This window comes from Paenibacillus radicibacter (assembly GCF_024721995.1).
GTDB lineage: Bacteria > Bacillota > Bacilli > Paenibacillales > NBRC-103111 > Paenibacillus_AM > Paenibacillus_AM radicibacter.
Map to the genome: position 1 here is coordinate 384,998 of NZ_JANQBC010000002.1, position 20,611 is coordinate 405,608.

Below are 20,611 nucleotides of genomic sequence, written 5' to 3' on the forward strand. Positions count from 1 at the left end.
GCACCTCACTAATACATTAGAATGACGATGAGTGCTCCCATTAGAACACCGAGACTGCGCCACATTTTCTCATATCGTCCTTGTTCATCTCTAGCAATGTCTTCTTCGACTTGAAGTTGACTTATTGCAAGGCGCATATGCTTGACTTGATCGATACGATCTGTCGCACCGAGTGTGCTTCCTAGTTGCAATAGAATGTCCAGTTCGTTACGCTTCATTGAAGAACGTCCCCATGCTCGCTTAACGGCTTGTCCCCAGATCTCTTGCGTAGATTTGCCGTCAGGTGCATGAAGCCCGTCCGCCGCTTCTGCAAGCATACTCGCATAAGGTTCAGCAAATGAGCTGGAAGCATGCGCAAATGCATCTGGAAGAGGTGTAAACCCATACGATATTTCAGTTTCAAGGCGCTGAATCATGCCAATGGCTTGACGGATCTGCCTTGGTCTTCGCGCATATTGCAGTGCTTGATAAAATCCGAATATCGTGCCGGCAGATAATATGACGACCGATCCAAGCATCTTCGCAATCATCCGTCATCCGCCTTTCCAAGACGATAGAAACGACCTGTTGTCGCTCGATTTCCATGCTCGTCGAGCACTTGAATCGTCTGTTCATCTCCACGCCTTATTCCAAGAATGACATATCGTTTAAACAACTTTTCCTCAATTAGCTCTCGAAGTACAGGACGTTTACTCACGTCAGATAAACTGCTTCCGTGTGCAGTAGCAATAACACGTATCCCTGCATGCAGAGCCTCGTACATCGCTGTTGCATCTTCGGGTCTGCCAAGTTCATCAACGACAAGCACATCTGGTGACAAGGAGCGAATCATCATCATCATGCCCTCTGCCTTCGGACATCCATCCATCAGATCCGTACGCGGACCTAAATCAAAGCGAGGCACACCATGCACACTTGCTCCAATTTCAGAACGCTCATCTACAATTCCAACTTTGAGTCCATTTAAGGGTTGAGATACATGAGGAGAGATCATCCACTCCCCATACGAGAGGCTTCTCGCTAAATCTCGAAGTAATGTCGTCTTTCCTTGCTGAGGCGGTGAAATTATTAAGGTATGATAGGGTCTGCCCTCATCCGTATCAAGCAGATAAGGAATCAGCTTAATGCCTGTGCCACGTATTTCTCTTGCAATCCGGATATTAAATGAGCTAACATCTCGAATTGATTTCACTGTACTTCCTTCTAGAACCGTACGCCCTGCTAGTCCGACACGATGACCGCCGCTGCATGTTATGTATCCTCGGCGTAATTCCTCTTCGAAGGAGTATACCGAGTGATTCGTTAACAGTTCCAAGAGCATTCGGCAATCTTCTCGAGTTGGCCGGTAGGCTTGCTGTGAATCTCGTAGCAGTGAGGAATCAGGTGCTACGAATGCATAATTCCCGCTACTTAACACCTCAAGTGGTCGATCCTCCCGAATTCGTATCTCTTCGAGTTGTTCTTTAAGCTTCGTCGGTAGATTCGATATGATGATTCTAAGAGAGTTCGGCAGATAAGCTAGAATTGAAGTCAACATGCGGTTATACCCCCAGGTTGTCCAGTCTCTTACCTTATTTGTATGCGGACTTGTACCAAATATGACTTGAATTATTTTTTTAATATCCCTATAAAAAGACAGCTAACACCAGCGAGCAACCACAACATTTTCGAAATTGATAGTTTCTCTGCAATGCCTACTAGACCGATTGTTGTCGTAGTTAATAGAACGAGCGGCCCGACGATGGCTAATGTTGAGTTAACAAGAAGTGCTTTCTCGACCTGTGCCAGTCTTATCATGATCAAGGCTGCAACAATTTCAATACAACCCGATAACACTCGTAGTGATGCCATACTTAGGACAATTTTGTTCACCACAACACACCTTCCCCCTTCCTGCCTAACTTGTACAATCCATCCTATGCACCTTCTTATCGTTTTAGGATACAAGCCTTCTCATCTATCTAGGATTTCATGATAGCTGGGCACCACCCCAGTTCCACCTGCATATGATGACTCAGGCTTATCACTATTTAAGAGAATAGCGGGGAGATTCGTATGACTTTACCAACCTCAGAACCCTTATGGAACGAACGACTTTGTGACCCATCCGGGAACAGGGAAAATAAACCGAGACAACTCGGCAAAACCATGGTGATCGATAAGGGTCTTGGGATACAGGCATTTGAAGATTTCGTTATTTCGGCGGGCGCTCATATCGATATGATCAAAATTGGATTTGGAACATCACCACTTTATCCCACGTCCATTCTAATGCGTAAGATTGAGCTTGCGAAAGAACACGACATACTCATCTATCCAGGTGGTACCTTCCTAGAGATTGCCGTCTTGCAAGATGCGGTGGACTCCTACTTTGATTCCGTCTGTCAATTCGGGTTCAATGCCATTGAAGTATCGGATGGAACCATCGAATTGCCTCGTAACTTGCGGAGTGAATTAATTACACGGGGGCTGGATCGGGGACTACGTGTTAACACGGAATATGGGAAGAAGACATGGGGTTCTTCTATTGAAATCGAAGAACTCATCGAAACCGTTCACATTGATAGTGGACTCGGGGCAGACTACATTACGATTGAAGCTCGTGAATCCGGTGTTGGTGTTGGTATTTTTGATGGTGAAGGCAAGTGCATGGATGCAGAACTAGATAAAATTATGAGCAGTATTCCCAGCCACAATCTCTTACTCTGGGAAGCACCCCTGAAAGATCAGCAAGTAAGGCTCATTCAAGAGCTTGGAACAGGCGTCCATCTCGGTAATATCCCGCCTCACGAAGTCATTACACTGGAAGCCATGCGCAGAGGATTACGCTCAGATACGTTAGTACTTGCGCAAACGATGCGCGAGCGAAAGGAAATAATATGCAAATCGATATCATCTCTAGCGTAAATGAAGCTAGAACGGAAGATTTTATCCGAAAAACAGTAATCGTCATTGATGTCTTGCGAGCGACAAGTACGATTGTTACTGCATTCGAACATGGGTGTAAGGAAATATTGCCCGCTGAAACGATCGGTGAGGCGAAATCCATGTATCAAGAAGGTGACATGCTCGGCGGGGAACGATTCTGTCGAAAAATAATTGGTTTTCAGCTTGGCAATTCGCCGTTTGAGTACATGACATCAACCATTAATGACTCACGCATCGTGATGACCACGACAAATGGAACGAAAGCCGTGAGAAGGGCGCAGAAAGCCGAGCATATCTTAATAGGTTCTTTCCTCAATGCACGTGCTTGCGCAGAGATGGCTGCTGAATTACAGCGAGATATTGCCATTCTCTGTGCTGGAACGAATACGCAGTTCGCACTCGAGGATGGGCTTGCAGCCGGTTGTATTGCCGACCACCTTATGCAGATGAAAGCAGATGCTGAAATCAATGATTTCGGAAGATCGATGATCGCTGCATTTAAGCACGAAGCCTCTAATCTTACAGAAGTGATGGCTCAAAGCGTAAATGGACGTAAACTCGCTCGCAATGGCTTTGGAACGGACATTGCTTACTGTGCCAAAAAGGATGTTTCCGCAATCGTTCCGATATGGAATGGGCTCTGCCTACATGTGAGTATCCCGACAGCTCGTTCTAAAACGATAGCCCTCTCATAAAATAACAATATATCTAATGAGACAAGGGGTTCTCTTATGAACGGTGAATTATTGCTCGTGATCTTAATCATTATCGGACTTATTGGTCGTTCGCCGATTATTACGACGGCGGCGTGTGTCCTGCTCATTCTCAAATTAATATCCTTGGATCGCTTTCTGCCGACGGTTGAGCGTCGAGGGTTAGAGTTGGGGCTATTGTTCTTAACGATGGGAGTACTCGTACCATTTGCTAGCGAGCGTATATCAACGAAAGATATAGTAACCGTGTTTACGAGTTGGCCGGGGATTATCGCCTTGACTGGCGGGGCGGTAGCTACCTATTTGAACGGAAAAGGTTTGGAGTTATTAAAAATAGACCCACAACTTATTGTGGGTCTAGTTATTGGTTCGATTATCGGAATTGTGTTTATGCGTGGCATTCCTGTTGGTCCATTAATGGCCGCTGGCGTCACCGCATTCCTGCTCAAGCTGTTCACCTTCATATTCGATAAACTTAGGTGAAACAATTGGACAAGCTTCTTGTTTATAGCTTAACGACGATCAGCAGGTCCACCAACGAACACTTGCTCATGTGTATCAAGTCCATATGCGGTATGCAAGCCTTTTACAACATCCTGCAAGTATTCTAGATCAATGACGCAAGACATCTTAATCTCAGATGTACTTACCATGTTAATGGAAGCACCTAGTCCTGAGATGACTTCGAACATTTTCGCTGCAACACCTGGTGTACTTACCATACCCGCTCCAACAATGGATACTTTCACAAGGTTGTCTTCGGAAGTCACTTCGCGGAAACCAATCTCATCCTGGATTCCCTCAATCACTTGAACAGCTCGCTCACGCTCTGTCAGTGTTGTGGAGAAGGAGAAGTCTGCAACTCCGTTTAATACGCCAGATTGTACGATAATATCAACATCAATTTGTGCTTGTGCAAGCGAAGTAAATACTTTCGCTAGTTGACCTGGACGTTCAGGCACTCCTAGAATACTTACTCTTACTACATTTTTATCAAACGCTATTCCACGGACTACTAAGCCTTGCTCCATGACCGCTTCCTCCTTCACGTAAGTACCTTCATTGTGTGTAAAGCTTGAACGCACGACAAGTGCAACGTTGTAATTCTTCGCATATTCTACTGCGCGTGGGTGAAGGACAGCTGCACCCAAGTTCGCAAGTTCTAACATCTCATCGTAAGAAATTTCGTTTAATTTACGAGCGCAATTTACGATACGCGGATCTGTCGAATAAATACCATCAACGTCCGTGTAGATTTCACATAGATCTGCTTCAATAGCTGCAGCTAAGGCAACAGCAGTTGTATCTGAACCACCGCGTCCAAGTGTTGTGATCTCACCATCTTCGGACATCCCTTGGAATCCTGCAACGATAACCACTTTGTTGGCTTCTGCAGCTTTCAAAACACGATGCGGCTGAATATCCGTAATTCGCGCTTTACCATGTGTTGTATCCGTTAGCATACCTGCTTGCCATCCTGTATAGGAAACCGCTTCTTGACCTAGAGATTGAATAGCCATCGACAGTAGCGCCACTGACATTTGCTCACCCGTTGTAAGCAGCATATCCATCTCCCTCGGCGGAGGGGTATCATCACAAATTTGTTTACTTAGATCAATCAGCTCATCTGTTGTATCTCCCATAGCCGATACGACAACAACACATTGATGTCCTTCCACTTGGCGATCAACCACACGTCTTGCAACTCTTTTCATGCGCTCTGCATCACCGACAGAGCTGCCTCCAAATTTCATAACGATAAGAGACAAAGCTGTTCACTCCCCACCCATGCATATTCTATTCTTTCATTCCATATGGCATAATAATAGTCGATTATATCACATGTTTTTTGAATTGTGCTACAAAAAAGAGCAGCTCCGAAAGTCTTCCAGACTTTGGAACTGCTCTTTTACCTGCACATTTACGCGCGGGAGATGTATTTACCTTCACGTGTATCGATTAGAAGCACGTCTTCATCGCTAATGAACATTGGTACTTGAACGTTAAGACCCGTTTCAACCTTAGCATTCTTCGTAGCGCCTTGAGCTGTATTTCCTTTAACACTTGGCTCTGTTTCGATAACTTTAAGCTCAACAGAGTTCGGTAAGTTAATTCCTAGGATTTCACCTTGGTAGCTCATGATTTGAATCATCATGTTTTCTTTTAAGAAGTTAAGTTCCCACTCCAATTGACTTGCTGGAAGCTCAATTTGGTCATAAGTTTCTGTATCCATGAATGTATATTCAGAACCGCTTGCATACAAGTATTGCATTTCACGGTTTTCGATATGAGCACGACCAACGTTCTCACCTGCACGGAACGTCTTTTCTACTGTGTTACCATTACGCAAGTTTTTAAGCTTGGAGCGAACGAAAGCCGCACCTTTACCTGGCTTAACGTGTTGGAAATCAAGAACTGTGAATAGATCATGTTCCACTACAATTGTAAGACCTGTCTTAAATTCGTTTACTGAAATCACTAAAAATTACCTCCTGAAAATTAATCGATTATGAGTAGTTCTTTGGTTGAATTCGTTAGAATATGAATGCCTGATTCTTGAATCACTACATCATCTTCGATACGTACTCCACCGAAACCTGGCAAGTAAATACCTGGTTCAACTGTCACGACCATTCCTGGTACGAGTACAGTGCTATTACGTTTAGCAAGACCTGGAGCTTCGTGTACTTCCATACCTAGTCCATGTCCTGTTGAATGTCCAAACTGATCACCATAACCATATTTAGTAATGATATCACGAGTAAGAGCATCCCCTTGCTCACCAGTCATACCTGCAGTCAAATTGTTTACACAGTTCAGCTGTGCTTCAAGCACGATGTTATAAATCTCTTTGTGCTTGTCTGTTGGTTGACCGAGAACAACCGTACGCGTAATATCGGAACAATATCCTTTATAATACGCTCCAAAGTCCATTTTTACAAATTCATTATTACCCAACAAGCGCTCACTCGCTCTACCATGTGGCAGTGCGGAACGTTCACCAGAAGCAACGATTGTATCGAATGATGTAGAAGTTCCTCCGTTTTCACGAATGAAAATTTCGATGTCTAGTGCAATTCTTTGCTCAGAAACACCTGGCTTTAATTTTGTCAAAATGTAAGAGAACGTGCGATCAGCTAGATCTGCTGCCTCTTGTATAATTTGAAGTTCACCCGCGTCTTTAATCATCCGCAAGTTCTCTACATATCCAGAGCAAGGAACAAGCTCGATGCCTTCCAAGTCTCCATCATACGTCTTAAATGTAGCAAATGTCATATGGCTTTGCTCAAATCCGAGCTGCTTAATACCATGTTGATCCAAAATTTCTTTGATTGTAGCCGTAACACCTTTTACATGCTCAATCACTTCAAAGTGAGGAGCCTCACTACCAGCTTGAATCATATAACGGAAATCCGTTAATAAAATAGCACGATCCTGTGTTACAAGAACATACCCAGCAGATCCGGTAAATCCTGACATATAAGAACGGTTATACGCATTCGTGATTAATAGAGCAGGTAATTCTGCTTGCTTCATCGCTAGTCTCAAACGCTCAATACGTTTTTCTTGCATCACATTTCCCCATTTCCTATGAATTCAAATGTTGATTTAAAGCAAGTAAGCCGAGTTCGTAGCCGTATGGTCCAAATCCTGCAATTTGTCCAATCACAACAGGTGCAGTTACAGAAGTGTGACGGAATTCCTCACGCTTATGTATGTTGGATAAATGAACTTCAACTACCGGTACATCAACTGAACTTAGTGCATCGCGAATCGCATAACTATAATGAGTAAAAGCACCTGGGTTAATCACAATTCCATCCATCGCTGCATGTGCAGCATGAATCGTATCAATGATTACGCCTTCATGATTCGACTGCATGAAAGTAAGATCAATTCCAAGCTCCGCAGCTTTTACTTGTAAGTTCTGCTTGATCATCTGCAAAGTTACCGTACCGTATACACCCGGTTCGCGAATACCAAGCATGTTCAAATTCGGTCCATTCATAATAAGTACTTTTTTCATTAAGGACCTCCAAGGCAAATCAATCTGCCCACAAAATGGAATTGCACACTTTACCGTAGACATTTTACCATAAGTCTATCACTTGTGTACAACGTCTTTTTTGTTAGCAGAATCTTGGGCAGGAGTACCTTTCTTAGGTTCTCGCTCACTCTCATTGTTGTATTCGAAGGAGATCGAATAGCCGATAAAGAGCCCCCATAATAAGAACAAACAAATCTCTGTAATAATCGTCGTAAGTCCATATTTCCAAATACTATGTTCAATCATCTTCGACATCGGTGCAATCATTAAGTATACAAGACACCATACGAGTGCTCCAAATACAAGACCTGGCCATGGACCGATTAATTTAGAGGCGATCAGCATATATACAAAGGAAGCGATAATCGAGAATATAATAAAGCTGCCCAGACCAACTAGAAAACCTTTCCACTGCATGAGAAATTTATGTGGAAGGAAAGGGTCTACCATATAGCCAGGTACGATGTCCGTAAATTTAAAGTAATACTCTACTATCTTGACGAGTCCCCAAATTAACCCTGCAAAAAAACCAATATACAAGGCGTACAGCCACCGATTCGTATTCGTATGTTTGTCGGATTGTTTTGTTTTGTTTGCTTTTGAATTGTGATTCAAGTTTTGTTGCATGATTGTTCCTCTTCTCTGCACGAATTTCTTCATAGTATGTGCAAACTTTCCTGCCATTATCGGTAGCTTTCCAAAGCTAATTCCGCTACAATAAAGGGAAAAACCTCGAAATATACGAGAGCTTAGAGAAGGTGATACGTTTGTCGCAAAACAATGCCGTATATGGCGGTCAAGCTGTAATTGAAGGTGTCATGTTCGCTGGGCAAAAGGTGAATGTAACTGCAGTACGTGCTAAGGACGGGTCCATTCAATATTTAGAAGTGCCCAAGAAAGAAATTCAGTGGGTCAACACCCTCAAGAAAATCCCCTTCCTGCGTGGTATCGTTGCTATCGTCGAATCCAGTGCAAAGGGCGCAACGCATATGAATTTCGCAATGGAATCTTTTGCTGATGAAGAACCTAAAGATGAAAAAGAAGAGAAAAAAGGGATCATGTCCTCTTTATCCATGATTCTAGGAGTTGCCGTAGTCGGTGTTCTTTCCTTCTTGTTCGGTAAGTTTGTTATGACGCTCGTGCCTGCAGCAATTGAAGGTTTTATTTTTGGAAAAATGTTCGAAAACCAAATCGGTCATAACTTAATAGAAGGTGTTATCAAAATTGCACTTTTAATCGGTTATATTTATGCCATCTCGTTAACCCCAATGGTGAAGCGCTTGTTCCAATACCATGGGGCTGAACACAAAGTGATCTCCGCCTATGAAGCTGGTCTTGAGCTTACTGTGCAAAATGTACAGAAATTCTCGACACTGCATTATCGCTGCGGTTCATCCTTTATCGTGTTTACTGTTATTATCGGTGTCATTATTTACTCGTTCTTCTCGTACGATGGTTTGGTAGAGCGTTTAATACAACGGATTGTCTTAATCCCAGTCGTACTTGGTGTCTCCTATGAAGTTCTTCGCGTTACGAATTCGATGCGTGAAATTCCTGTACTTCGACTTCTTGGTTACCCAGGGCTATGGATGCAGAAACTGACAACAAAAGAACCAACCGATGATCAAGTGGAAGTCTCCATTGCTTCATTTAACCGGATGCGTGAAATTGATAAACAAACTGTCTTGTAGGAGGAAATACAAATGAAGCGAATGCCCAGAAATGTATCTTGGATCGGACTTATTCTCGCCGTATTCATTCTAATTGGAGTCATCTCGATGTTAGCTTTCTTAGCGATTCCGCTGATTTTGATTGCACTTATTGCCTACATCGTTTATCGTAACCCACGGATTTCTTGGTGGTTGAAAAGTAAGATGCAGTCCAGAGCAAAATCTACTTATACGCAGTCAAAATCTACGAAACATCGCAAGAGTCATCTTCGTGTTATTACAATGGACAAAGAAGATTCGAACGACGATATTCCGAAATATCATTAATTCAAAAAAGTACCCTATCGAGATGATACTTAAAAAGTCTCTCGATAGGGTACTTTTATTTATCGCATAGGATTGTTACATTTTCTTAAACTTTAAAACGCATCACAGCTCCGTTAAGCTGGGTAGCCAATATGTTCAATTGTTGGGAAGCGCCTGCTACTCCCTCGACGGAAGCAAGTTGTTCTTCGGAAGCGGCAGCTACTTCTTGCGCATTGGCTGCCGATAATTGGGCTGTACTTTCCAAACCTTCAAGCGACGCCGCGATTTCTTCGCTGCCTGCAGACATCTGTTCAGCAGCAGCCGAAACTTCCTGCACCTGACTGGATACTTGCTTGACCGATTCAAGAATCGAGCGGAACGATTCACCGGAAGCATTCGCAAGTTTCGTTCCTTCACGTGCCTCCTCCACTGAGACGGTTAAAGATCTTGCTACTGTCTGAGAGCGTTCTCCAATCTCGCTCAGGATGGTAGAAATCTCCCCGGACGATGTCTTCGACCGCTCGGCTAGTTTACGAATCTCTTGCGCGACAACCGCGAATCCTTTCCCGTGTTCGCCCGCTCTTGCTGCCTCGATAGACGCATTGAGGGCAAGCAAATTTGTCTGATTGGCAATATCTGCAATGTGCGCAAGAATATCGACAATCCGCTTGCTGGACTCGTTCAACTCACGCATCGCATCCGTTGCACTCCCCACATGCTCTTCAATTGTCCCCATCTGCTTCACTGTATGCTCCATCACACCTTCACCATTGACGGCAAGATCAGCCGTATCCATTGCAAGTTCCGAAACAACCGATGACGATTCGGCAATTCGCTGAATACCTATCGCCATCTCCGTCATCGCTCGTTGGCATTCATTCGAGCTGATAAGCTGGGACTCCGCTCCAACAGCGACCAGGGAGATCGAATGGGCAATCTCATTGGTTGCAGCCTCTGCTTGACTTGCTGTTTCTTTCAAATGAAGAGACGAACTCGCCACTTCACTTGACGTTTCTCCGATTTGAATGGCCAACTCGCGCAAATTCGTTATCATTTCGTTAAACGCGATTCCAGCCTGTCCAATCTCGTTCTCGGTCGTGATCGGAACATGAACAGTCAGATCACCCATCGCTGCTTCTTTCGCGCGAGCAGCCATCAATTGAAGCGGCTTCAGTGCTGTGAGCAAGAGCACCACGACAACTAAAATGCTAATGAGAATGGCGCCAGCGCTAAGCCCAATCGTTTTCCATATCAACTCCGTCATCCGCTGCTGAACTAGATGATAATTAAAGTCGATACCATATACACCAACGACTTTGTCATTCGCATCCTTGATGGGACCCAGATAAGTGAGCCACTCTCCATATTCATCTGCAAAAACATCCGTTAGTCCGGCTTCCCCTCCCAGTGCTTTCGCATACGCCTGACTAAAGCTGCCATGGTCCTCGTATTCGCTTCCTGCCTCGATATCCAGCTTTTTCAGCGACTCGCTGGCTTGCAAATAGCGATAATAATGTTTATCGCCTTCTTGTCTATACTCCGCAAGCAAGTAATAAGCATTCTCTACGAGATAATCGTCTGTTGTACCGCTCAACAGCATTTTCATTAAGCTCATTTGCTCCTCGGGTGGCTTTTGCCCCGCGATCATGGCCGGAGCCGTTTTTTCGATCAGATTGACGTTGGCTTGAGCAACATCTCTGAGCTTATTTCCAACATCATTAAATTTACGATAAACTTCATTTACCGTCGAGTTGTATGTCACTAAGGAAATGACACTCACAACTGCAATTAACAAGATAGACAAAACAATGGAACAACTGAGTACAAGGCTTTGTCTTTTTATCCATCTGCTCAACGCAATTTCCCCCCTTGTTTAAAGAATGGCAGAACAAATCGTAAGTGATCCGCCAGACTATAATACATCGACAGCCTGCTTGCAAAAATGAAGCCCTAGGACTTGCAATTATTTAGAATTGATAATTTACTCTATCATCTGTAAAATGGTAGAAACACTACATAAGGAGACTTCCCCATGATTCAACGTACCGTACTACTTAAATTTGCCGATACAACGACGAAAGAGCAAATGCTAGAGGTTGCTAGCCGCTATAAAGCCTTGAAAGACAAGCTTATCGGTATTGTCGAAATTCAGGCAGGACTCAACCTCGCTGAGAAAAGTAAAGAATACCAGGTAATCCTAATGATCCGCTTCGAGAATCAGCAAGCGCTTGACGCGTATGCTGTCAACGAAGATCATCAAGCTATTATAACGTTTATTCGCGAGTCAGGCCGACTCGACAGCATTGGCGTGGATATTGAAATTTAAAAGCAAGAAGACCTTCCAGCGTTGTTCTGGAAGGTCTTCTTTTACTACTATATGCACACCTACTTAAGTTTTTCGAAGTACAAACCTTTCGTAATCGACTAGGTATGCAGCCTTAGACCAACTATTAAAAAAGTAGTCTGCCGCTGCATGACCAGCAAGAAACAGCTCCTCACTTTTCGCTGGCGCAATATCAAAGTCAGTTGTTTGTACGCCTAACGTCGGAATTTTTACAGTACGAAATAAATTATGTTTCTCAATATACCTTTCATCATGTGCACTCATCATGGTTGAGAAGAGCGCTTGGAGCATTGAGATCGGCCCTTTAATCGGGTTAACTGAGATTTCATTCTTTCCGACAAGCTGAAAACCAATTGTGGGTGAAAAATTCAACTTCGTATTTTCCTGATCAAACAGCCACAAGGGAAAATTACTTAACAACCCCCCATCTACAATATAAACACTTTGGTTTTGCAGTGTTTTAGATGCATGCGTACTGCCAAGTGATTTACGAATCATCACAGGATCAAAGAAAAATGGGATTGAGCAACTCATACGTACTGCTTTTGCAACTGAAAATTTCATTGGATCAATGCCATAATCACGAATATCTTCCGGTAGAACGAGCAGCTTTCCTTGCGTTATATCCGATGCAATAATACGCAATTGTCCTTGCGCTAAATCACCAAAAGTCCGAACACCTTTGGCTGCAAGAACGTCTCGAACCCATTGTTCGAGCGCTTCCCCAGGGTACATCCCTTTCTTAAATAGCAGTCTTATGATAGGACCGATATACTTGGTTTCAAAAAACCAATTTCTTTTTAGGAACGTATGAAAAGGAGTTGCCAGAATTAGTTGTTTCAATTCTGCTCCTGTATAACCAGCAGCTAGGCATGCTGCAACAATCGAACCCGAAGAGGTCCCGGCTACATGGTGAAATTCATAACCGCGCTCCTGTGCAGCGTTCACAGCTCCAGCAAGTGCGATCCCCTTCATTCCACCTCCTTCAAATACAGCATTAATGCGCATCCAAGTATCCTCCTTCCCCAAAACTGCCATCAGTTATATGTATACGGGAGAGGATTGTACATATGTGAAATTGGTCGAAATAAATAAAGATTAAATTAAAAAAACATGCAACTAGGCTTTACCTAATCACATGCTTGCTTGTTTACTTATTATGCTTCTAGTTCTGCGCGTAAACTGCGTAGTTGTTCCAGTCGCTCGGGATCCTGCTTGAAATATTCAACCAATGTTTCGATACAAGTAATCGAGTCCCAACTCAAATGGTGCTCAATACCTTCCACATCTTTATAAATATTCTCATCTTGAACGCCAATCACTTCAAGAAAGTCTTCCAACAATGCATGACGATCAACGAGCCTTTTCCCCATTTTCTTACCCTTAGGCGTTAAGATCAATCCGCGATATTTTTCATAAACTAGATACTCGTCTTTATCTAATTTTTGAATCATTTTGGTAACCGAGGAGGGATGCACTTCCAGTCCTTCGGCAATGTCAGATACGCGGGCATAGCCTTTCTCATCGATCAGCTTATAAATCCGCTCTAAATAATCCTCCATGCTCGGTGTTGCCATTTGCCGTTTCCTCCTCCGAAATTCATTACTGTTAAATTATATTAACTTTTCTACCTCTATAAAGCAAGTTTACGGCTTCCAATTTACTTTAGAACTTCAGCCAATCTGGTGTCTGAGAGTTCAGCCAATTTGTGATCTGTGACATCTTATCTGTATACAATAATACCGAAATGATGATCATGACGGCACCACCAATTTTCATCAGGATACTCGAGTAACGCATAATCCAGCGAGTGGACCCGATAAAGAATGATAGAATAAAGAATGGAATCGCAAATCCAAGCGTATAAGCCGTAATTAGCCCAAACCATGAGCCTGGCTCAGTCGTTGATAGAAGTAAGATGGAAGATAGAATTGGCCCAACACACGGGGACCATCCAGCTGCAAAACCCATACCAATTACGATCGAACCTAAGTACCCAGCAGGCTTAAGCTTGATGTTGAATTTACGCTCTTTCATTAACCATTGTGGTTGAAAAATACCGAGTAAGAACAAACCCATTAAGAAAATTAATAACGCCGCAATTTGTCTAAGCAATGCACCGTTGGAGATGAAGAAGTCGGACACAAAGCCCGCCGTCCATCCCAAGCTGTAGAAAATAATTGAAAATCCGGCGATAAAACTTAATGTATGCAGCATCGTCGTACGCCGTGCTTGCTTCGAGCTGTTCCCCGCCTTTAATTCGTTAACCGATATCCCCGTTATGTACGATAAGAATGAAGGGTAAAGAGGCAAGCAGCATGGTGATATAAACGATGCAAATCCTGCCCATAGTGCAATCCATAAATTAAGTGACGACAACGAAATCCTCTCCCTGTACCCCTAGAACTTTAAGCTCTTTTTGACCGATAAAATCACAATTAAGATCAGCAGTAAGCTCATCACAATCGATGCCCCTGGAGCAGCATCCCATACACCGGCAACGAACAGCCCGAGAATAACAGCAAGCTCAGACACGATAACAGCGATGATGACAGATTGCTTGAAACTACGAGAGATCATGAGTGAACATGCTACCGGAATCGTGAGTAGTGCCGATACGAGTAGCGCGCCTACAATCTTAATTGCCACAACAATGACAAGCGAAGTTAGAATCGTGATCATAATATTGTACGTTCGAACTGGAAGTCCACTTACGCTCGCCGCTTCTTCGTCAAAAATCATCAAGAAGAACTCTTTGAAGTGCGTAAATATCACAACGAGAACAAGCAAACAGACAATAAGCACAACCCACAAGTCCGTACGATCAAGTGTGTAGACATTCCCGAAGAAGTAGCTGTTCACATCCATATTAAAGCCGCGGCCTAATGTAAACAAGAAGGTTGCAAGTGCTACCCCGCCTGACATGATGATCGCAATCGAAAGCTCCGCATATGACTTATATGCTTTACGTAAATGCTCAATGGCGAACGAGGCTACAATTGCAAACACCAAGCCAACTGCAAGTGGATATACGTTGATTAGAAAACCAAGTGCTACCCCTGCAATAGACACGTGAGCCAGTGTATCCCCAATCATTGACAACCTACGCAAAACAAGAAAAACGCCCATGAGTGGGGCGGTTATTCCAATGAGTACCCCGCCAATCAACGCACGTTGAAAGAACGGTTCTAAAAAGATATCGAACATTTCCATATAAAAATTTACCTCTCTTATCTAACTTCAATCATTTCGGAAATTGCTTTCGTCGAGTGAAGCAAATTCGTCTCTCGGCAATCCTCAGGATCATGTGTATGTTTCACATGAAATTTAAGTCCACCCGATTGATGCATCGGTTCTGTTCCAAGGAAGGAGTCCACCATATCAATATCATGGGAAACCATAATGAACGTCATGTGATGATGATCGTGCATATGACGAATCATACGGAAGAAATCTTCTTGGGTCTGCGCATCAATTCCGACTGTAGGCTCGTCCAGAATGAGTAATTCAGGGTTGTTCACAAGTGCTCGCGCTAGGAATACACGCTGCTGCTGTCCCCCTGATAACTCACCAATCTTACGATCCCCCAAATCGGTAATACGCATGACTTCCATGGCGTCTAGACATTTCTGATGATCCTCTGCACTTAATTTACGGTACAAGCGTTTACGTCCGTACATGCCAGATGTGACCACTTCGCGAACGGTTGCTGGGAACAGCGGGTTCAGTGAATTTTTCTGTGGAACATATCCGATACGGTCCCAATCCTTGAATGTATTCAGAGGTTCATCGAACAAGCGAATCTCCCCTTGTTTTACTTTAAGTAATCCGACTAACATCTTGAGTAGCGTGGTCTTTCCTGCACCATTGGAGCCGATTAAACCGACGAAGTCTCTCTCGAGTACGTTAAAGCTCAGATTATCAATTACTTTCTTGTTGTCATATGAAAAAGAAACCCCGTCGATCGATACAATCGAACGATGACATCCAGCTTGAAGCCTGCTTGACATCTCGCACCTCCTGATATTTCTGAGTAACTGTAGTCGTAATAAAGCGGGACACTACGTAGGAAAGAAACACTTACGGTCTCCGTGAAATCGTGAACTCTGAATTGATTATAAGGTATGTTCACTCTTTCAAAGTCGAACGCTCCGCTCCTCCAGTGCATCTTTCCTACTTCGTTCCGCTCTATGATCAACTTTTCTTAAAAGATACTCGTCACTGTTACTCTCTATTGTAATGCTTTGAGAAGATTATTCAAATTTAATTCCATAACAGAGAAGTAATCCTGCCCTGCGTTTAATTGTTCCTCCGTAAGACCCTCTAAAGGGTTCAATACCAAGGTTTGGATGCCTGCGTCATTGGCTAAAGTCTTCGCTAATTTATCAGAAACCAATTCCTCGAAGAAGATATAAGTCACATTATTGTCACGGATGAACTTGTTGATGTCCTTCATTTGCTGTGCAGTTGGCTCTGCATCTGCTGTTAGTCCCATGATGGATTTCTGAGTTAAACCGTAATCGTGCGCAAGGTAACCGAACGCTTGGTGAGAGACAACGATGTCTTTACGAGCAGTCTTTGCAATCTCAGCCTTGAATTTCGCATCTAGATCATCAAATTGCTTCGCAAGCTTTGCATAGTTTGCTTCATAATCTGCTTTATTTGCACCATCAATCGCAACTAGCTGATTCTTGATATTCTCAGCCATTTTCTTGGAGTTCTTTACAGATAACCATGCATGTGGATCATATTGTCCAACTCCATGATCATGACCATCATTGGCATGAGCCTTCTCTTCTTCTTTACCGTGGTCGTGACCTTCGTGGGGATGATCATGTGCCTCTTCCTTGCCATGGTCATGACCATCGTCATGGGAGTGACCGTCAGCATCGATAAGTGAGATGCCTTCACTTGCCATTAGCGGCTTCACTTTCGCATCTTTGCTAAGTGATTTCAAGAATTCATCCACCCAGCCCTCGAATCCAGCACCTTGATAAACAAACAGGTCAGAGTCCGTAACATTCTTAATGTCACGACTCTTCGGAGACCAGTGGTGCGGCTCTACACCTGCAGGTACTAAGTTGATGACATTCACATGTTCGCCGCCAATCTTTTTCGTAAAATCGTATAAAGGGTAGAACGATGTGACGACGTTGATTTTATCTTCGGCAAGTTTTGCTCTATTGGACGTACCACATCCTGTCACGAAGACAAGCATCATGATTGTAAGAAGTGTAAAAATAAAATAATTGCGTTTCATGAGTAGTTCCTTTCTTATTCACGTTATTATTTAATCGTAATGATTCCTATTTGATTATAAGTGGGCATAATCTTACTGTCAATACTAATCGTTAATATTACGATTAAGAATACTAAAGCAATAAAAAGAACGAATCTATCTCTAGATTCGCTCGTCTCATTTATAAATATTCAGTTATACCGTGTTCATGCCGACTACTAAATCAAACCAAATTCTTTTCCAACTTTAAGAATCTTCTCAAGCGCGAACGCTAAATCTTCTTCGGTATGGCTAGCCGTTACGATTAAGCGCACTCTGCCTTTATCCATGGCAACTGTCGGATAGACAATTCCTTGTGCGAAGACGCCTTCCTCAAGCAGACGATCCGAGAACTGATTCGCTCTCGCAGGCTCACCTACGATAATCGGAATGATCGGTGTCTCACTTGCGCCAGTATCAAATCCTGCATCCTGAAGCGCTTTACGGAAGTAATTCGCATGGCTCCACAACTTCTCAATTAGCTCATCGCTTTGTTTCAACATGTTGACCGCTTCAAGGCAGGAAGCTGCAACAGCTGGCGTCTGCGAAGTGGAGAACAAGAATGGACGTGCTTTGTGGATCAGGTAGTCCTTCAACACTTGCGAACAAGCGACATAACCGCCAACAACACCGATTGCTTTAGACAATGTACCCACTTGAATATGAACACGTCCGTGCAAGTTGAAGTGATCTGTTGAACCCTTACCATGTTTACCAAGCACACCGCTTGCGTGCGCATCATCTACGTAGACAATCGCATCGTACTTTTCACATAGCTCAACAATTTCAGTTAGCGGCGCAATGTCGCCATCCATACTGAACACACCGTCTGTTACAACTACGCGCTTCTTGAAGTTCCCTGATTCTTTAAGAATCGCCTCTAATTGATTCATATCTTTATGAGCAAAAATACGACGTGCTGCTTTCGTCAGACGAATACCATCAATAATACTTGCATGGTTTAGTTCATCGCTGATGACAACATCATCTTCATTCAAAATGGAAGACAATACGCCGGAGTTCGTCGTGAAACCCGATTGGAACGTCAGTACCGCTTCTGTTCCTTTGAACGCCGCAAGCTCTTTTTCAAGTTGATCATGGATTGCAAGTGTTCCTGTAATTGTACGAACGGAACCACTGCCTACGCCATACTCTTCAATTGCCGCGATTGCTGCTTTTTTCAAATCCGGATGTCCTGCAAGTCCTAAATAGTTGTTGGAAGACATTTGCAGTACTTTGCGACCATTCAGTTCCATCCATGTGCTAGAACCGCTGCCCCATACCTTTAGATCACGGTATCTGCCTTGCTCTTTAAGTAGCTCTAGTTCTTCATTTAAGTAATCAAAGCTTGCCATGTGAGTTCCCCCTTATAAATCCTGTTCAATCTTTAATGTTCAAATACAATCTTACCGCATTCTCCTGATGACATGAGTGCAAATCCTTCCTCATACTGATCAAGCTTAAGGCGATGTGTAATAAGTGGTTTAAGATCAATTCGCTTCTGATCAATCAAGCCCTTCATTTGGTACCAAGTATCATACATTCTACGACCTGTAATACCTTCAATACGTAATCCTTTAAAAATAATATGACGAGATAAGTCCAGTGAAACCTCTTGTGTTGGAATACCAAGCATAGATACACGCCCTGCGTTCGCAGCAGCTTCAAAACCATCACGAATCGCAACTGGATGTCCTGACATCTCAAGTACGACTTCCGCACCCTCACCATCCGTATAGTCACGAATCGCATCGACCATGGATACTTCGCGACTGTTGATAATCACATCAGCACCCATTTGCTTTGCAAGTTCCAAGCGATAAGGATTAATATCAATTGCCATCACAAGTCCCGCTCCACATGCCTTTGCAACAGCAACCGCCATTAGACCAATCGGACCAACACCGATCACAGCTACGCTTTTACCAACAATATCACCGGATAGAACCGTCTGAACCGCGTTGCCAAGAGGATCTTGCAAACATGCGATCTCGAATGGCAGTTCTTTGCGATTATGAATGACATTACTTTCACGCAAGACGGCATATTCTCCGAAACAACCCGGAACTGTAATTCCAAAGCTCTTCGTATTCGGACATACATGCGCTTTACCTGTACGACAAGCTTTACAGTTCCCACATACAATATGACCTTCACCTGATACGTGGTCGCCAATCTTCACTGTTGTGACCTGACTGCCCACCTCTTCAACAATACCCGCAAACTCATGCCCGAATACATTCGGTGTAACAACCGTATTCTCCGCCCAAGCATCCCACTTATATATATGTACGTCCGTTCCGCAAATTGAAGACGCTTTCACTCGAACCAGAACTTCATTCGGTCCACAGGTTGGGACAGGCACTTCCATAAGAGTTGCTCCAGGACCGCGTACATCCTTAACCAAACCCATCATCATCCGACTCATCATAGTCACTCCTACTCAAAATCTCATTTATACACTATATTATACATATGTATGTTATAATGTACATAGTTATTTATCACGCACAAAAAACACTTACTAACATAAAATATCTGTTAAAATATTTGATAGAGAATTCTATAGATCATAAACGGAGGATAAGATGGAGACAGAACAAATTCACAAAAAAATCGGTCGTAACTTACTTGCCGTTCGTAAATCCCGCTCTTTAAGCCTCGATCAAGTTGCCGAACTAACCGGTGTAAGTAAAGCGATGCTGGGTCAAATCGAACGTGGCGATTCCAACCCGACGATCTCGGTACTTTGGAAAATCGTAAACGGACTACATATTTCATTTACTTCTTTAATTGAAAATGAAGAGCCTACCGTATCGGTCGTACACATCGAAGATTTAACACCTTTTGGAGAGGAAGACGGCGAATATCGCGCGTATCCTGTGTTTCCTTTTAACCAACAGAAGAAATTCGAGATTTATAAAGTGGAGATTGATCCATACTGCAAGCATGAATCTGAGGCACATAACGAAGGTGTTGAAGAGTATTTATTACTTGTAAAAGGGAAGCTGAAACTTACAATCGATCAAGAGTCCTATATCATTAATGAAGGTAGTGCCATTCACTTCTCAGCAGATCGACCGCATATTTACGAGAATTTATCCGATGAAATGACATCGTTCCACACGACAATCTTCTACAGTTCATAGTACTAAAAAGGGACGCACCATGCTCAAAAGGCGGGTGCGTCCTTTTTTTGTCTAGCAAATATTGTATGTTACATCCATTCGGATCAATGTTACAGCTCGTTTACAAAAGTTTACGTTTTTCGCATATCCATTGACTTGTAAGCGCTATCAAACTAACATTAGGAATACACTTAAG

General features: G+C 43.2%; 24 protein-coding genes. 7 read left to right on the plus strand and 17 right to left on the minus strand.

The features are described 5' to 3' along the window. Nucleotides 1-8: 8 nt before the first annotated feature. From spoIIIAB to NV379_RS07105, 3 genes are all read right to left on the minus strand, one after another. Nucleotides 9-530: a stage III sporulation protein SpoIIIAB gene (gene spoIIIAB, locus NV379_RS07095; RefSeq protein ID WP_373426082.1), complete on the minus strand. Its 522-nt coding sequence runs from the start codon at nt 528-530 to the stop codon at nt 9-11. Next, complete coding sequence (spoIIIAA, locus tag NV379_RS07100) at nt 527-1,537, minus strand: stage III sporulation protein AA (RefSeq protein ID WP_258206588.1); 1,011 nt, start codon at nt 1,535-1,537, stop codon at nt 527-529. Before spoIIIAA ends, spoIIIAB begins: the two co-directional genes overlap by 4 nt. A gap of 71 nt (nt 1,538-1,608) precedes the next feature. After that, nucleotides 1,609-1,875 carry a YqhV family protein gene (locus tag NV379_RS07105; RefSeq protein ID WP_258206589.1) on the minus strand — a complete coding sequence of 89 codons (267 nt, stop codon included), beginning with the start codon at nt 1,873-1,875 and terminating at the stop codon, nt 1,609-1,611. Nucleotides 1,876-2,055: 180 nt separating this feature from the next. Between NV379_RS07105 and comA the strand changes: the two genes are divergently transcribed. The 3 genes from comA to NV379_RS07120 are packed head-to-tail and all read left to right on the plus strand — an operon-like array spanning nt 2,056 to nt 4,124. Continuing rightward, nucleotides 2,056-2,907: a phosphosulfolactate synthase gene (comA, locus tag NV379_RS07110; RefSeq protein ID WP_258206590.1), complete on the plus strand. Its 852-nt coding sequence runs from the start codon at nt 2,056-2,058 to the stop codon at nt 2,905-2,907. Then, complete coding sequence (locus NV379_RS07115) at nt 2,880-3,623, plus strand: 2-phosphosulfolactate phosphatase (RefSeq protein ID WP_258206591.1); 744 nt, start codon at nt 2,880-2,882, stop codon at nt 3,621-3,623. The genes comA and NV379_RS07115 overlap by 28 nt, the downstream gene beginning before the upstream one ends. Before the next feature lie 36 nt (nt 3,624-3,659). Further along, the gene (locus NV379_RS07120) at nt 3,660-4,124 is read left to right on the plus strand and encodes a DUF441 domain-containing protein (protein WP_258206592.1); all 465 of its coding nucleotides are present in this window, start codon (nt 3,660-3,662) and stop codon (nt 4,122-4,124) included. A gap of 29 nt (nt 4,125-4,153) precedes the next feature. Here NV379_RS07120 and NV379_RS07125 read toward each other — a convergent pair whose 3' ends face one another. From NV379_RS07125 to NV379_RS07145, 5 genes are all read right to left on the minus strand, one after another. Continuing rightward, a complete protein-coding gene (locus NV379_RS07125; protein WP_258206593.1) occupies nt 4,154-5,410 on the minus strand; it encodes an aspartate kinase in 1,257 nt (418 codons plus the stop codon). Nucleotides 5,411-5,562: 152 nt separating this feature from the next. Further along, nucleotides 5,563-6,120: an elongation factor P gene (efp, locus tag NV379_RS07130; RefSeq protein ID WP_258206594.1), complete on the minus strand. Its 558-nt coding sequence runs from the start codon at nt 6,118-6,120 to the stop codon at nt 5,563-5,565. A gap of 20 nt (nt 6,121-6,140) precedes the next feature. Then, nucleotides 6,141-7,214: a M24 family metallopeptidase gene (locus NV379_RS07135; RefSeq protein WP_258206595.1), complete on the minus strand. Its 1,074-nt coding sequence runs from the start codon at nt 7,212-7,214 to the stop codon at nt 6,141-6,143. A 16-nt stretch (nt 7,215-7,230) separates the two neighbouring features. Continuing rightward, nucleotides 7,231-7,668 (minus strand): type II 3-dehydroquinate dehydratase, encoded by a 438-nt coding sequence (gene aroQ, locus NV379_RS07140; RefSeq protein ID WP_258206596.1) that lies wholly within the window; start codon nt 7,666-7,668, stop codon nt 7,231-7,233. Nucleotides 7,669-7,746: 78 nt separating this feature from the next. Continuing rightward, a complete protein-coding gene (locus NV379_RS07145; RefSeq protein ID WP_258206597.1) occupies nt 7,747-8,316 on the minus strand; it encodes a YqhR family membrane protein in 570 nt (189 codons plus the stop codon). Nucleotides 8,317-8,507: 191 nt separating this feature from the next. On the opposite strand from NV379_RS07145, the gene NV379_RS07150 reads away from it, so the two are divergent. Then, the gene (locus NV379_RS07150; RefSeq protein WP_258206729.1) at nt 8,508-9,380 is read left to right on the plus strand and encodes a DUF1385 domain-containing protein; all 873 of its coding nucleotides are present in this window, start codon (nt 8,508-8,510) and stop codon (nt 9,378-9,380) included. 12 nt (nt 9,381-9,392) lie between these two features. Further along, a complete protein-coding gene (locus tag NV379_RS07155; protein ID WP_258206598.1) occupies nt 9,393-9,686 on the plus strand; it encodes a hypothetical protein in 294 nt (97 codons plus the stop codon). Nucleotides 9,687-9,771: 85 nt separating this feature from the next. On the opposite strand, the gene NV379_RS07160 is transcribed toward NV379_RS07155, so the two are convergent. After that, on the minus strand, nt 9,772-11,520 hold the full coding sequence (locus NV379_RS07160) for a methyl-accepting chemotaxis protein (protein ID WP_258206599.1): 1,749 nt from the start codon (nt 11,518-11,520) through the stop codon (nt 9,772-9,774). Nucleotides 11,521-11,697: 177 nt separating this feature from the next. Here NV379_RS07160 and NV379_RS07165 point away from each other — a divergent pair, with 177 nt between their 5' ends. Next, entirely contained in the window at nt 11,698-11,991 is a 294-nt protein-coding gene (locus tag NV379_RS07165) for a Dabb family protein (RefSeq protein WP_258206600.1), read from the plus strand. A 63-nt stretch (nt 11,992-12,054) separates the two neighbouring features. Here the strand turns inward: NV379_RS07165 and NV379_RS07170 are convergent, their stop codons facing one another. The 8 genes from NV379_RS07170 to tdh all read right to left on the minus strand — a co-directional run bounded on the left by NV379_RS07170 (nt 12,055) and on the right by tdh (nt 19,715). Next, nucleotides 12,055-13,017: a patatin-like phospholipase family protein gene (locus tag NV379_RS07170; protein ID WP_258206601.1), complete on the minus strand. Its 963-nt coding sequence runs from the start codon at nt 13,015-13,017 to the stop codon at nt 12,055-12,057. 149 nt (nt 13,018-13,166) lie between these two features. After that, a complete protein-coding gene (gene mntR, locus NV379_RS07175) occupies nt 13,167-13,586 on the minus strand; it encodes a transcriptional regulator MntR (protein ID WP_258206602.1) in 420 nt (139 codons plus the stop codon). An 88-nt stretch (nt 13,587-13,674) separates the two neighbouring features. Then, a complete protein-coding gene (locus NV379_RS07180) occupies nt 13,675-14,388 on the minus strand; it encodes a cytochrome c biogenesis CcdA family protein (RefSeq protein WP_258206603.1) in 714 nt (237 codons plus the stop codon). A 21-nt stretch (nt 14,389-14,409) separates the two neighbouring features. Beyond that, complete coding sequence (locus NV379_RS07185) at nt 14,410-15,216, minus strand: metal ABC transporter permease (protein ID WP_258206730.1); 807 nt, start codon at nt 15,214-15,216, stop codon at nt 14,410-14,412. Between the two features lie 23 nt (nt 15,217-15,239). Then, nucleotides 15,240-16,019: a metal ABC transporter ATP-binding protein gene (locus NV379_RS07190; protein WP_258206604.1), complete on the minus strand. Its 780-nt coding sequence runs from the start codon at nt 16,017-16,019 to the stop codon at nt 15,240-15,242. 221 nt (nt 16,020-16,240) lie between these two features. After that, nucleotides 16,241-17,269, minus strand: coding sequence for a metal ABC transporter substrate-binding protein (locus NV379_RS07195; protein ID WP_258206605.1), 1,029 nt, complete (start codon nt 17,267-17,269; stop codon nt 16,241-16,243). Between the two features lie 197 nt (nt 17,270-17,466). Beyond that, nucleotides 17,467-18,642: a glycine C-acetyltransferase gene (locus NV379_RS07200; protein ID WP_258206606.1), complete on the minus strand. Its 1,176-nt coding sequence runs from the start codon at nt 18,640-18,642 to the stop codon at nt 17,467-17,469. Nucleotides 18,643-18,674: 32 nt separating this feature from the next. Continuing rightward, nucleotides 18,675-19,715 (minus strand): L-threonine 3-dehydrogenase, encoded by a 1,041-nt coding sequence (tdh, locus tag NV379_RS07205; protein ID WP_258206607.1) that lies wholly within the window; start codon nt 19,713-19,715, stop codon nt 18,675-18,677. A gap of 160 nt (nt 19,716-19,875) precedes the next feature. Here tdh and NV379_RS07210 point away from each other — a divergent pair, with 160 nt between their 5' ends. Next, a complete protein-coding gene (locus NV379_RS07210) occupies nt 19,876-20,436 on the plus strand; it encodes a helix-turn-helix domain-containing protein (RefSeq protein WP_258206608.1) in 561 nt (186 codons plus the stop codon). Nucleotides 20,437-20,611: the final 175 nt, after the last annotated feature.

What these genes read in the sequence shown, in the direction of transcription:
- spoIIIAB (WP_373426082.1), bottom strand. Translation starts at nt 530, where the DNA reads ATGATTGCGAAGATGCTTGGATCGGTCGTCATATTATCTGCCGGCACG.
- spoIIIAA (WP_258206588.1), bottom strand. Translation starts at nt 1,537, where the DNA reads ATGTTGACTTCAATTCTAGCTTATCTGCCGAACTCTCTTAGAATCATC.
- comA (WP_258206590.1), top strand. Translation starts at nt 2,056, where the DNA reads ATGACTTTACCAACCTCAGAACCCTTATGGAACGAACGACTTTGTGAC.
- NV379_RS07115 (WP_258206591.1), top strand. Translation starts at nt 2,880, where the DNA reads ATGCAAATCGATATCATCTCTAGCGTAAATGAAGCTAGAACGGAAGAT.
- NV379_RS07120 (WP_258206592.1), top strand. Translation starts at nt 3,660, where the DNA reads ATGAACGGTGAATTATTGCTCGTGATCTTAATCATTATCGGACTTATT.
- NV379_RS07135 (WP_258206595.1), bottom strand. Translation starts at nt 7,214, where the DNA reads ATGCAAGAAAAACGTATTGAGCGTTTGAGACTAGCGATGAAGCAAGCA.
- aroQ (WP_258206596.1), bottom strand. Translation starts at nt 7,668, where the DNA reads ATGAAAAAAGTACTTATTATGAATGGACCGAATTTGAACATGCTTGGT.
- NV379_RS07145 (WP_258206597.1), bottom strand. Translation starts at nt 8,316, where the DNA reads ATGCAACAAAACTTGAATCACAATTCAAAAGCAAACAAAACAAAACAA.
- NV379_RS07150 (WP_258206729.1), top strand. Translation starts at nt 8,508, where the DNA reads ATGTTCGCTGGGCAAAAGGTGAATGTAACTGCAGTACGTGCTAAGGAC.
- NV379_RS07155 (WP_258206598.1), top strand. Translation starts at nt 9,393, where the DNA reads ATGAAGCGAATGCCCAGAAATGTATCTTGGATCGGACTTATTCTCGCC.
- NV379_RS07165 (WP_258206600.1), top strand. Translation starts at nt 11,698, where the DNA reads ATGATTCAACGTACCGTACTACTTAAATTTGCCGATACAACGACGAAA.
- NV379_RS07170 (WP_258206601.1), bottom strand. Translation starts at nt 13,017, where the DNA reads ATGCGCATTAATGCTGTATTTGAAGGAGGTGGAATGAAGGGGATCGCA.
- mntR (WP_258206602.1), bottom strand. Translation starts at nt 13,586, where the DNA reads ATGGCAACACCGAGCATGGAGGATTATTTAGAGCGGATTTATAAGCTG.
- NV379_RS07185 (WP_258206730.1), bottom strand. Translation starts at nt 15,216, where the DNA reads ATGTTCGATATCTTTTTAGAACCGTTCTTTCAACGTGCGTTGATTGGC.
- NV379_RS07190 (WP_258206604.1), bottom strand. Translation starts at nt 16,019, where the DNA reads ATGTCAAGCAGGCTTCAAGCTGGATGTCATCGTTCGATTGTATCGATC.
- NV379_RS07195 (WP_258206605.1), bottom strand. Translation starts at nt 17,269, where the DNA reads ATGAAACGCAATTATTTTATTTTTACACTTCTTACAATCATGATGCTT.
- NV379_RS07200 (WP_258206606.1), bottom strand. Translation starts at nt 18,642, where the DNA reads ATGGCAAGCTTTGATTACTTAAATGAAGAACTAGAGCTACTTAAAGAG.
- tdh (WP_258206607.1), bottom strand. Translation starts at nt 19,715, where the DNA reads ATGAGTCGGATGATGATGGGTTTGGTTAAGGATGTACGCGGTCCTGGA.
- NV379_RS07210 (WP_258206608.1), top strand. Translation starts at nt 19,876, where the DNA reads ATGGAGACAGAACAAATTCACAAAAAAATCGGTCGTAACTTACTTGCC.